This window comes from Sulfuricurvum sp., from assembly GCF_030691015.1.
Classification (GTDB): Bacteria; Campylobacterota; Campylobacteria; order Campylobacterales; family Sulfurimonadaceae; genus Sulfuricurvum.
Genome location: NZ_JAUYFF010000001.1, coordinates 117,213 through 129,581, shown reverse-complemented (window position 1 = coordinate 129,581; position 12,369 = coordinate 117,213). Strand labels below are relative to the sequence as shown.

The 12,369-nt window shown below is 43.6% G+C and carries 13 protein-coding genes; 11 read left to right on the top strand and 2 right to left on the bottom strand.

Going from position 1 to position 12,369, the window contains the following annotated elements; all coding sequences use genetic code 11:
• Nucleotides 1–19 precede the first annotated feature (19 nt).
• The 10 genes from Q8O20_RS00655 (at nucleotide 20) to Q8O20_RS00610 (ending at nucleotide 10,623) form a co-directional block, all read left to right on the top strand.
• Nucleotides 20–1,774, top strand: a complete 1,755-nt coding sequence (locus tag Q8O20_RS00655) for an EAL domain-containing protein (protein ID WP_305529583.1) — start codon at nucleotides 20–22, stop codon at nucleotides 1,772–1,774.
• 50 nt (nucleotides 1,775–1,824) lie between these two features.
• Nucleotides 1,825–2,322 (top strand): transcription elongation factor GreA, encoded by a 498-nt coding sequence (gene greA / locus Q8O20_RS00650; RefSeq protein ID WP_304740884.1) that lies wholly within the window; start codon nucleotides 1,825–1,827, stop codon nucleotides 2,320–2,322.
• The gene (gene argC / locus Q8O20_RS00645; RefSeq protein WP_305529582.1) at nucleotides 2,309–3,322 is read left to right on the top strand and encodes an N-acetyl-gamma-glutamyl-phosphate reductase; all 1,014 of its coding nucleotides are present in this window, start codon (nucleotides 2,309–2,311) and stop codon (nucleotides 3,320–3,322) included. The genes greA and argC overlap by 14 nt, the downstream gene beginning before the upstream one ends.
• Entirely contained in the window at nucleotides 3,282–4,055 is a 774-nt protein-coding gene (locus tag Q8O20_RS00640) for a UDP-2,3-diacylglucosamine diphosphatase (protein ID WP_305529581.1), read from the top strand. Before argC ends, Q8O20_RS00640 begins: the two co-directional genes overlap by 41 nt.
• Complete coding sequence (locus Q8O20_RS00635; RefSeq protein ID WP_305529580.1) at nucleotides 4,052–4,996, top strand: chemotaxis protein; 945 nt, start codon at nucleotides 4,052–4,054, stop codon at nucleotides 4,994–4,996. The genes Q8O20_RS00640 and Q8O20_RS00635 overlap by 4 nt, the downstream gene beginning before the upstream one ends.
• A gap of 10 nt (nucleotides 4,997–5,006) precedes the next feature.
• Complete coding sequence (locus tag Q8O20_RS00630) at nucleotides 5,007–7,508, top strand: chemotaxis protein CheW (protein ID WP_305529579.1); 2,502 nt, start codon at nucleotides 5,007–5,009, stop codon at nucleotides 7,506–7,508.
• Between the two features lie 2 nt (nucleotides 7,509–7,510).
• On the top strand, nucleotides 7,511–8,005 hold the full coding sequence (locus Q8O20_RS00625) for a chemotaxis protein CheW (protein WP_304740895.1): 495 nt from the start codon (nucleotides 7,511–7,513) through the stop codon (nucleotides 8,003–8,005).
• Between the two features lie 29 nt (nucleotides 8,006–8,034).
• Complete coding sequence (locus tag Q8O20_RS00620) at nucleotides 8,035–9,339, top strand: aminopeptidase P N-terminal domain-containing protein (protein WP_305529578.1); 1,305 nt, start codon at nucleotides 8,035–8,037, stop codon at nucleotides 9,337–9,339.
• Between the two features lie 33 nt (nucleotides 9,340–9,372).
• A complete protein-coding gene (locus Q8O20_RS00615; protein ID WP_305529577.1) occupies nucleotides 9,373–10,257 on the top strand; it encodes a DUF6602 domain-containing protein in 885 nt (294 codons plus the stop codon).
• Nucleotides 10,258–10,485: 228 nt separating this feature from the next.
• Nucleotides 10,486–10,623, top strand: a complete 138-nt coding sequence (locus Q8O20_RS00610; RefSeq protein ID WP_305529576.1) for a DUF2442 domain-containing protein — start codon at nucleotides 10,486–10,488, stop codon at nucleotides 10,621–10,623.
• A gap of 18 nt (nucleotides 10,624–10,641) precedes the next feature.
• On the opposite strand, the gene Q8O20_RS00605 is transcribed toward Q8O20_RS00610, so the two are convergent.
• Nucleotides 10,642–11,067: a hypothetical protein gene (locus Q8O20_RS00605; RefSeq protein ID WP_305529575.1), complete on the bottom strand. Its 426-nt coding sequence runs from the start codon at nucleotides 11,065–11,067 to the stop codon at nucleotides 10,642–10,644.
• Nucleotides 11,067–11,555, bottom strand: coding sequence for a hypothetical protein (locus Q8O20_RS00600; RefSeq protein ID WP_305529574.1), 489 nt, complete (start codon nucleotides 11,553–11,555; stop codon nucleotides 11,067–11,069). Before Q8O20_RS00600 ends, Q8O20_RS00605 begins: the two co-directional genes overlap by 1 nt.
• A gap of 74 nt (nucleotides 11,556–11,629) precedes the next feature.
• On the opposite strand from Q8O20_RS00600, the gene Q8O20_RS00595 reads away from it, so the two are divergent.
• Nucleotides 11,630–12,328 carry a DUF445 domain-containing protein gene (locus Q8O20_RS00595; protein ID WP_305529573.1) on the top strand — a complete coding sequence of 233 codons (699 nt, stop codon included), beginning with the start codon at nucleotides 11,630–11,632 and terminating at the stop codon, nucleotides 12,326–12,328.
• The last annotated feature ends 41 nt before the right edge of the window (nucleotides 12,329–12,369 follow it).

Here is a 12,369-nt window from a genome sequence, read left to right as displayed (position 1 = left end):
GCGTTTTATACTCTCCATCATGGAACCTCTTCACCCCCTTTATCATCACTATCTTGACGTTTTGGATGTGGCATTTCAGCCGATCGTTGATATCCATTCCGGAGCCATTTTCGGCGTAGAAGCATTACTGCGTGGAACGGATACTCTCGGATTTGAAACGATCTTCTCTTTTTTTGACCGTTTGTACGAGGAAAATATCCTTTATTCGTTTGATTTGCGTCTTCGAGAGAAGGTGATGGAAAAGTTTTGTTTGATCGAAGGGTATGAGAGTCTCAAACTTTTTTACAATCTTGATAACCGCGTACTCGAGATGACCGATTTTTCGAAAGGAAATACCTTTCGTCTCCTTGAACGTTATAACCTCGATCCAAAAGCGATCGTCTTTGAACTCTCAGAACATAATGAAATTCTTAATATTGATCATTTTACAAAATTGATGCACCATTACGGCGATGAAGGATTTTGTATCGCGATTGATGATTTCGGGATCGGGCAGTCCGGGTACAAACTGCTCTATCATTGCACCCCTAATATTATCAAGATTGATCGTTTTTTTTTAACAGATATTGACAAGGATCCCAAAAAAAAGCTCCTCGCCCGAAATATGGTTCAGCTCTCCACGTTGTTAGGATGCCGTGTCGTAGCGGAGGGAGTTGAGACCGAGCGGGAACTTTTGGTATGCAAAGAGATCGGATGTCATATGGTACAGGGGTATTTTATCCAGCGTCCCACACTGGAGTGTTCCCTTATTGCCAAAAAATATCTCCTGAGCGGAAACAATTTAGTGGAAGAGAAACGCTCTTTGGGAAATCAAAAAATTATTTTAAAACGGCTCGAACCGCTCAAATCAATAATGATCACGGATTCTATGGAGACATTGCTCGATTTACTGAATGAAAAAGGGACCTATCTCGTTCCCGTCGTGGATGGGGCAATGCATCCGTTAGGGATTATCCATGAACATCAGCTCAAAGCGATCGCCTGTTCACCTTATGGGCGCTCACTAACTCAAAATCGCTCTTCCAACCTCTCGACACTGGAAACCTACATCGAACCGATCCCCGTAGTCGATTTGACAATGCCTCTGGAGATTATGATCGAGCTTTTTTCTCTCTCTCAAAATGCTCCGGGGGTGTTGGTTGTCGAGTCCTCACGCTATATCGGGTATCTGAGCGCACGCGAGATGATCGAAGTGGTACATGAGCGCAATCTTATCCGAGCCCGTGATGAAAATCCGCTCACCCGTCTTCCGGGAAATTTCAGAATAAACGAATACATCGCGTATGTGATCGAGAGCGGCACTGACGCGGCAGTGGTCTATTTTGATTTTGATCACTTTAAGCCCTACAATGACTATTACGGATTTCGAAACGGCGATAGGGTGATCTTGCTGTTTGCCGAGTTAATGCAAAAAGTTCTTTGCAACGATTATTTCAAAGGGCACATCGGAGGGGATGATTTTTTCGTGGGGGCAATTTTGGATGAGGCACAGACATTTGAAAAAGTATGCGGAGAAATTGAGCAATTGATAGCCGCTTTCAGCGATGAGGTAAAAGCATTCTATGAACCCTCGGATCGTGAACGGGGTTTTATTCTCGGAGAAGATCGAGAGGGGAATAAGCGGGAATTTAAACTCCTCGGTGTGAGTGCCGTTGTCGTTCGTATGGGAAGGGGTGAATCGATCACCTCAAGCGAACATCTTCAGCGAACCTTCGCTATGGAGAAAAAAACTGCAAAAAAATCACCTAATCATATGAGTATCATCGGTTATTGAGACGATAGCTTTGGTATAATGCCTTTTATTATCAATCTTCGGAGTTAACTGTGGAACAAAAAGAACCCATGACCAAATACGGGTTTCAGCGTCTTAGCGATGAGCTGAATACCCTTAAAAATATAGACTTGCCGGCCGTCAATGTTGAAATTGATCGTGCCAAAGAGTACGGAGATTTAAAAGAGAATTCTGAATACCACGCCGCTCGTGAAAAGCAGGCTTTCATCGGAACCCGTATCGCAGAATTGGGAGAGGTGATTTCACGTGCTCAGATCGTTGATCCGAGTGAACTTGAACACGCCCGTATCAGTTTCGGCTCTACGGTAGTGTTAAGCGATCTGGATAGCGATACCGAAGTCACGTATACGATCGTCGGCGGATGTGAAAGCAATCCTGCACAAGGCCTTATCTCCTTTAACTCACCGCTGGCAAAACAGCTTTTGGGTCGCGTAGAGGGGGATGAACTCAATGCAAAACTTCCCGGCGGAACCAAAAACTTTGAAGTGCTTGAAGTGAAATATCAGGAGATCGTGTTTGAAAGCCATTAACGTCGGAATCATTGGAGTCAGCGGTTATACAGGATTAGAGCTGGTTAAAATGCTTGTTTCCCATCCGACTTTCAATCTACTCTACTGTGCCAACACCGAAGGTGCGACGACGGTGGCCGAACTTCACCCCTCACTGATGGGTGTTTGTGATTTGAACGTCGAAAAGGTGGATATTGATCGTGCGGCAAGTACGTGCGAACTCATCTTTTTAGCCCTTCCGCACAAAACAGCGATGCAGACGGCAAAAGGGCTTTTGGAAAAAGGGATCAAAGTGGTCGATCTCTCCGCAGATTACCGCCTCAATGCCGAAAACTACGAAGCGTTTTACTGTGAACACGAAGATTTGGACAACCTCTCACATGCGATCTATTCCATCCCTGAACTTCATGGAAATATTGCGCAAGGTGCTCGTCTTATCGCTAATCCGGGATGCCATGTGACGGCGTCGCTGATGGCGTTGGCCCCTTTTTTAGATCATATTGATCTCACACACCCTATTTTTATCGATTCTAAAACCGGCGTTTCAGGGGCGGGAAAATCACCGAGCAGCACGGTTCATTATGTAAGTGTCAATGACAATATCAACTGCTATAACATTATCAAGCATCGCCATGCGACCGAGATCGAACAGCACGCTTCGGCGTTGTGTTTTAATGAAGTCAAGGTAACGTTTGTCCCCTCTTTGGTTCCGATGACTCGAGGGATGTTGGCGTGTGTCTATGCGACTCTTAAAACAGAGTGTGATCCATTGCCGCTGATGCATACATTTTATGAGGGGAAACCTTTCGTCCGTGTACGCAATGCTCCTCCGCATACGAAAATGACCTCGGGAACCAATTTTGCCGATGTGTATGCTACGCGTCACGGCAATGCACTTGTTGCAATGTGTGCAATCGATAATCTGATGCGCGGTGCCAGTTCTCAGGCGTTGGTGAATGCCAACATTATGATGGGATTGGATGAATCTCTCGGAATACCGAAAATCTCGTATGTCCCCTAAAACACTCCAAAGCGGTGCGATTCTTATCGCAGATGCCCACTGCGCTCCATGGCGCACTAGCTTTATCGATTTTCTTTATGCTCTCGAATCAGGTGAAATTGTGACGCCTCAACTCATCTTGATGGGGGATGTGTTTGATATGCTTTACGGTCCGATACCGCGAACATATCACTACAACACTGAGGGAATTGAACTCCTTAACCGCCTCTCAGAGCGACTTGAAATTATTTATTTAGAGGGAAACCACGATTTCCTACTCAGGAATTTACTCCCAAATATTGAGGTTGTCGCTCGCGAGGATCAGCCTATAGTGATGACGTATGAAGGGCAAACAATAGCCTTTTCGCATGGTGACAGTGCTATGGGATTGGGATACGAAATCTATACGGCTCTGATCCGCAGCCCTTTGGTATTGGCTTTTCTCCGAACCATTGATACGTTCGGGGGCGGTTTTATCGTTAGGTGGCTGGAAGCGCAGATGAAACGAAAATCACACTGCCGCAGTATTGAGAATTTTCATACATTGATAGAGAAGCGTTTAAAATCGCTTCATTTGGATTCGATTGATATTTTGGTTGAGGGGCATTTTCATCAAAATTGCTCTTTTCAATTCTCTCAACTTCATTACATTAACGTGGGTGCTTTTGCTTGCAATGAAAGATACTTTACTGTACAATCAAGTCAAAATAAGACGTTATTGCACGAAGCAGTTTTTCGTAAGGAGCCCCGATGAAGGGACAAGGAGATATTTTAAAAGTCGGCAGCAACGAGATGGAGCTTGTCGATTTTCGTATATTTAAGCGCGAAGGCGATGAAGTATACGAGGGAATATATGGTATAAACGTCGCAAAAGTGCGTGAAATCATCCGATTTCCAAAACTCACCGAATTACCGGGAACCCCTCCGTTTATCGAAGGGATTTTTGATCTTCGCGGTGTTGTGATCCCCGTAGTGAATTTGGCCAAATGGATGGGAGTTGACGCTCCCGACAATGTGGATAAAGAATCACGGGTTATTATTACGGAATTCAATAATATTCTCATCGGGTTTGTTGTCCATGAAGCGAAACGGATTCGCCGTATCAACTGGAAAGATATTGAACCCGCATCTTTTATTTCGGGTGATGGCGGGATGGACAGTTCCAAAATTACGGGTGTTACCCGTATTGAAGACGATGCGGTTCTTTTAATTCTCGATTTAGAAAGTGTTGTCCAAGAACTGGGGCTCTATCAGCCTGCCAGCGGCAAGCTCGAAGACGGTAAATACAACTTCAGCGGATATGTTCTTCTGTTGGATGACAGCTCTACCGCACGTCGTATTATCAAAGAAGCATTGGAGCAGATGGGCTTTGATGTTATTGAAGCGACGGATGGGGAGAACGGTCTTAGAATTCTCGAAGATATGTACACTAAATACGGTGAAGAGATTGGCTCTAAACTCCGACTGATCGCTTCGGATATCGAAATGCCGTTAATGGACGGATTCCATTTCGCGGCGAATGTAAAAGCCGATCCAAGATTTAAAATGATTCCGATTGTTTTCAATTCTTCGATTAGTGACTATTTCAGCGAACTTCGCGGAAAAGAGGCAGGCGGAGAAGCGTACTTAGTCAAATTTGATTCGAATTTATTTTACGATGAAGTAGCGCGTGTCGTACGTGCTCATATTCAATAGGGGTTAGGCAATGGATGAATTTCAAGAGATATTACAGGACTTTTTGGTTGAGTCGTTTGAACTGATTGAACAGCTTGACCAAGACCTTGTCGAGCTGGAGTCACGACCTGATGATTTGGATCTACTCAACCGTATCTTCCGGGTAGCCCACACAATTAAAGGGGCTAGCTCCTTTTTAAATTTTGATGTATTGACCCATTTGACACACCACATGGAAAATTTGCTCAATATGGCACGTCACGGAGATTTGGTCATTGATGCTGACGTTATGGACGTTATCCTCGAATCGATTGACTTGATGAAAGCGTTACTTGTCCGTATCAGAGACAGTGGAGAAGACAGCGGATTGGAAGTGAATCCATGTGTTATTCGTTTGGATGCGGTCGCAAACGGTACCTCATTGGGTGAAACGGTTCCTGCCCCGGCAGCTCCATCGACCCCTACCCCTGAACCAAAAGTTGCCGTTGCAACAAGTGAAGAAGAACCTGATTATTCAGGGATGAGCGATGAGGAAGTCGAAGCAGAGATTGAACGTCTTATCGCAGTGCGTCAGGCCGAAGATGCCGCAAAACGAGCGAATTCAGCAAAATCTACAACCCCTTCCGCCGAAGAAGAACCGGATTACTCAGGGATGAGCGATGAGGAAGTTGAAGCAGAGATTGAGCGCCTTATTGCAGTACGTCAGGCTGAAGATGCTGCGAAGCGTTCGAATAAAGCGCAAGAACCTGAATCAGTCAAACCCTCAGTTGCAGCCGCTCCGGTAGCGGTTACCCCACCGGCCGCCCCTAAAAGTGAGCCTGCACCTGTGGCAAAAGCTGCTCCTGCACCTAAAAAAGTTGAAGCGAAAGATGATGGTGAAAACCGTGGCGGATCAGCGGTCGAACAAACCATCCGTGTTGATGTCAAGCGACTTGACCATTTGATGAATCTTATCGGAGAACTCGTACTCGGTAAAAACCGCCTTATTAAAATCAATGATGACGTTGAAGAGCGTTATGAAGGGGAAGCGTTCCTCGAAGAACTCAACCAAGTCGTATCGATTGTCTCCTTGGTAACGACCGACTTGCAAATTGCCGTTATGAAAACCCGTATGTTACCGATCGGAAAAGTGTTCAACAAATTCCCTCGTATGATCCGTGACCTCTCTCGTGAACTTAATAAAAAAATTGAGCTGGAAATCACCGGTGAAGAGACGGAGCTTGACAAATCAATCGTTGAAGAGATCGGTGATCCGTTAGTACATATTATCCGTAATTCATGCGACCATGGTATTGAGACACCCGAAACACGTCTTGCCGCCGGCAAAGAAGAGGGTGGAACTATCCAGCTTAAAGCGTACCATGAAGGGAACCATATCGTTATCCAGATTATCGATGACGGTAAAGGGCTTGATGCCGATATGCTCAAATCCAAATCGATTGAGAAAAATATTATTACCGAAAAAGAAGCCGATACGATGTCAGAGAAAGAGGCATTCGGTCTTATTTTCCGTCCTGGATTCTCAACGGCTGCACAAGTTACCAGCGTTTCAGGACGCGGCGTAGGGATGGACGTTGTTAAAACCAACATCGAAAAACTTAACGGTATGATCGACATTGATTCCGAAGTGGGGAAAGGGACTTCAATGAAGCTCAAAATCCCACTTACTCTCGCAATTATTCAAGCGTTGCTTGTCGGTGTACAGGAAGAGTATTATGCGATTCCTCTTGCATCGGTTCTTGAGACGGTTCGTATTAGCAAAGATGAAATTTATACGGTTGAGAGTCGCTCCGTTATGCGTCTTCGTGATGAAGTCCTATCTCTTGTACATATCGGTGATATTTTCGAAGTTGAGCGTGTATTTGACAACAGCGAACATGCGTATGTCGTTGTCCTCGGACTGGCTGAGAGTAAAATCGGTCTTATCGTCGATTCCTTGGTCGGACAAGAGGAGATTGTTATTAAATCCCTCGGCGAGTACCTTAAAGGGATCGAAGGGATTGCAGGGGCAACGATTCGCGGTGATGGCGGCGTAACCTTGATCGTCGACGTTGCGGCATTGATGCAAATGGCAAAATCGGTTAAATCAACCGTAGGACAAGAGAGTGCGGAAGCGAAAAGCCGCGGAGGAGCTAAAAACTCAGCGAGTGACTACTGTGTGATGATTGTCGATGATTCCAAAACCGACCGAACCATTATGCGCAAAGCGCTCGAACCGTTGGGAATTACTCTGGTAGAAGCAACAGACGGTGTCGAGGCCCTGAATATTTTAAAGCAGGGTGATCATAACTTTGACGGTATGCTTGTTGATATTGAGATGCCGAGAATGGATGGCTATACGTTGGCTGCAGAGATTAAAAAATACAACAAATATAAAAATCTTGCATTGATTGCGGTTACGTCACGTACCGGGAAAGCTGACCGAATGCGCGGCGTTGAATCAGGCATGGTGGAATACATAACGAAACCGTATTCACCGGAATATCTGATGAATGTCGTCAAACGCAATATCAAGTTTAATGAGGGGCTATAACAATGAGCGAAAAACTTCAACAAATTATTAACAAACAGAACAAAGCCCTCTCGGGAGACGACGTTAAAATCGATGAAGTGATCCAGTTGGTGGGATTCATCGTGGGGGATGAAGAGTTCTCGGTGCCCATTTTAAGCATTCAAGAGATTATCAAACCGATCTCTTGGACACGCGTTCCGCAAACTCCTGAGTATATTTTAGGGGTTTTTAATCTTCGCGGTTCCGTTATACCGTTGATTGATTTGCGTTCTCGTTTTGGATTAGAGACCCAAAAACATACGGAAGAGACCCGTTTTATCGTTATGAAAAACGGTGACGATGTTGCCGGATTTGTGATCGACCGTCTCACCGAAGCAATACGTTTGCCGAAAAAAGATGTCGGGCCTGCACCGGATACCATTAACGAAGAAGAGAGTATGATTGACGGTGTCGGTAAACAAGCCGATCGTATCATTACAATCCTCAAAGTAGGAAAACTTCTAGAGCGAAATTTCTAATTTAGCTCCATTTATGGCACAATAACGCCATGAATGAAATACACTTTTTAAATCGTCGCTCAAAACTCCTCGACACAATGGAGGAGGGTGTGGCGATTATCACTTCTGCACCTGCCAAAACCCGCTCTAACGATACCGAGTACCCTTACCGTCAAAACAGCGACTTTTATTATCTTTGTGGATTTAATGAAGATAACTCTATTTTAGTCCTGATCAAAACGGATGAATCAATCAAAACCGTTTTATTTGTTGAAGCGCACAATGAGGATCATGCCCTTTGGAACGGTGCACGTTTAGGGGTTGATGGTGCGCGGGAGCGATTTAGTGTCGATGAAGTGCATAATAGTGCCGAATACACAGGGATGATCAAAGAACTGTTACGGGAGCATATCAATCTCTACATCGATCTCTACCATGAGTCACCGCGACTGATCGAAGCCAAAACGGCGGCAGAGGCACTTCAATCTATGCGGGGCGTCAAACGCCATATCCGCTCCATTCGTGATGTTACCCATCTGATTCGAACCTTACGGTTGATTAAATCTGAGCTAGAGATCGCCCATATACGTAAAGCACTCACGATTACGGCGGAAGCACATCATATTGCAATGCAAAAATGTCGTGCAGGGATGAAGGAATACCAACTTCAAGCCGCAATGAGTTACGTTTTTTTAAACAGCGGTGCGATGAGCGAAGCATACGGAGCGATTGTCGCAGGGGGGAACAATGCCAATACTCTCCATTACGTCGATAACCGTGATGAGCTAAGAGATGGTGATTTAGTCCTTATCGATGCGGCGTGCGAATGGGAACTCTATGCGTGCGATATTACCCGCACCTTTCCGATCAACGGAAAATTCAGTGAGTCTCAGCGGGAAGTGTACGAAAAAGTTCTTGCTGTGCAGATGCGGGTCATTGATGTAATCAAACCCGGTGTCAAACGCGACTGGCTCCAAAGCTACAGCGAAGAGTTATTATGTGATGCGCTGATCGAACTGGGGATTTTGAGCGGTGAACGAAGTACATTGGTAAAAGCCAAAGAACATAAAAAATACGCTCCGCACGGCATTGGACATTGGATGGGGCTGGATGTTCATGATCCGTGTCCGTATGTGGATGAATCGGGTGAATCATTAGCCTTCATAGCGGGGATGGTGATGACCATCGAACCGGGGCTTTATTTCCGTGCCGATGATGAGAGTGTCCCTGAACGTTATCGGGGTATCGGTATCCGAATCGAGGATAATATTCTCGTTACCGAAGAGGGGTATGAGAATCTATCGGCAATGATTGCCAAGAGTGTGGAAGAGATAGAAGGGATGTGTAATGGATAAAGTTTTACTTTTGTGTCAAGAGAAGCAGTTAACATGCAGTTATTGAATATTCCAGAAATTTTTAAAAGTGAAGCAGAAGATTTAAAAAAAGTACGCAAAGATGCTATTAGAATTCATGGAACGGCTGATATACGAGCTGCTGGAAATGAAATTGAAATTCATATACGTGAATTTTTTAAAAGAATGCTACCTAAGACACTTTATATTACTCATGGACATTTGATTGATTGCAATGGTTTAGTCAGCCCACAGCTTGATATAATTATCGCTGATACATCAAATTTACCTTCTCTAATGACTACAAAAGATGGTACAGAATATATTCCTATCGATTCAGTTTATGCTTGCGGTGAAATTAAGTCAACCTATTACAAAAATAAAAAATATATAGAATCCTTTACAGGGGTATTGTCAAAAATAAAAAATGAAATGTTTCATGAAAAAATAAAAAATACTGCCTTTAATGGGATTATGACAGATGAAACGTTATTAAGAGATATGTATTTATCAAAAGGTAATAGAACACTCAATAATATTTTTACTTTTATATTTTTTGTTGACTCTGGAGATTTTCAGTTTAAAGATATAAAAGCACACTTCAAAAGTACGAATTTGATAAATTTACCGGCACTTTCAGTTCTACTCAATAAAGGAGTAATTTTATCGGCGAAAATAGACGAATTTGGTTTTAATCACACTCGTTATCCTGATGATACTGACGAAGTAAATTATAATTGGTGTTTTACACCTTTCGCACCAAAAGATGAAAGTGCAACCCTTGAAGGGAATTGTTTGGGTTTTTTATATTATTCAGTACTTCAGCATATTGCCAATTCATATCTTGAGCCACCAAATCTTTCAAAATATTTGCAATCAATGCAAATTGTAAAAAAATCAACGTTAGAATGGTTAGATTGAAAATAATATTTTATGGGTTAATGGGGACAGGCCGAATTAAATTATTAATCGATGGATCCCGTGTCGTGGCACGGGATGACGAAAAACATAAACAAGATTTTTTGGAGGCGTGGGATGAATGCTTTAATCAGTAAGATTGAACTAGATACTAAAATTTTAGTCTATCTCAATAGCGGTGATGTTTTAACTTTGCCGTATTCCTACACTAAGCGTATCGAGTAAAGCAGTGTGTCACAACTCTTAAACCACCATTTCATCGGAGGTGGAAGAGGTATCCATTTTGACGATATTGATGAGGATATATCGTTGGAAGGGATTATTGACTATAAACTAAAACATGAGCTTGTTTTGTCGCATTGTGCGTAGTCAAATTTCCACTTTTGTTCAATTATAACTATAACTCCATCCGCTGAGGCCGTCTTTCGCCTCTTTAAAACCGTCAGAATTCCCTAGAAAATCGATAATATGCAACAATGTCCACGGGATCGTATTGGCTTCGGCATCATCGACAATGTGACGCGGCATCGGGGTCTCTTGGGTCGTCATGGCAAATGCGATCCGTTCACGGTTGCTTAACACATGGCTGGTTGCGGTGATATTAAGCTCACGGCAGAATTTTTCCAAAACAAGCGGCTTCACCTCTTCGGGGATTACATCGGACGTGTTGAGGATGATAGTGAAATGGATTGGAAGTTCATCCGCCATCATAGAGGGTGATGCCATTAAGATGTACTCGACATTCTCAAGGAGTCTTTCGATCTCTCCTGATGAGAGGTAACTGTTGATTTTCAGTGCTTGCATCTCTTGCATTAAACTTTTCCTTCAAGTATTTTTGTGATGAGTGAGGTCATTCCGATATGGAGATTGTAGTTTGTGATCGGAAAATCGACCATCTCGTTTTCAAGATTGACACTGTACCCGCTCAGGTATTTCCCCAAAATTTCTAAATCGATCGGTTGATAGGTATTGCAAAACTCGGCTGAAAGCTTTGTACGTATTAACTTACCCTCTCGGTTACTGATCGAGAGGGTAAATGCGAGCGTTTTGAGGCTGAAGAGATCGCACCAGCGGATAAAGAGTGCGGGTATCAGCTCGGCGTGAGGATTTCCCTCGGGATCAAACAAGAGATGTTCTTCTCTAAGAGGAATCAGTACACTTAACACAGCCTCGCAAAAAGGGAGACTTTTCTGTCGCCAGAAGGGGGCTTCATCACTTCGATTAAGTGCTGCGGAAAGTGCTCCTAAAATCTCAGAGCGTTCACCGTTACGAAGCAGAGTTTCCATACTATTAAGAATCACAGTAGCACTCCTTTTTTGGGTGTAACTTTAACCTTTTTTGTATAATACACGTATTAACACTAGGAGCTTTTAAAATGGATAAAGGATGGGCAACAAATTTTGTTTCAGCAGGTTTGGTCGGTGCGTCATACAGCATAGACGGTATAGCATCAGAGGTGTTGCGCAGTGCCGGATTATTCGCCCTCTCAGGAGCGGTGACGAATCAGTTGGCTATTCATATGCTTTTTGAAAAAGTACCCTATCTTTACGGGTCAGGAATTATTATAGACCGATTCGAATCGATACGCGAAGCTTTGAAAACACTCATTATGGAGCAATTTTTTACTCCCGAAAAAATTGAGAGCTTTGTCCAATCACAAGAACGTACCATCGATCTTACTCCTATCATCGAACAAACCGATTTTACCCCTGCATATAATGCATTGGTACGAAGTGTGATGGATTCACCTTTAGGTGGGATGTTAGGGATGTTCGGTGGAGAAGCGATTATCGGAAAACTCAAAGAGCCGTTTTTGGAGAAGATCAAACTCTCTACGATAGAGATTTCTCAGAGCGAATCGTTTATGAGCGCACTGAATACCCATTTACATCAGGGGAGCTCTCATCTTACCGAAACGATTGAGAGTATTGTTGTCTCCCGACTTGCCGAATTGACACCTATCATGATCAAAGAGATGCTTCACACGTTGATGAAAGAGCATTTAGGATGGTTGGTCGTATGGGGCGGAGTCTTTGGAGGAATGATCGGAATCGTGTCGGTATTTCTACTGTGAGTCATTGTATTTAAAAGACTTGACAACAAGTGACTCAAAGT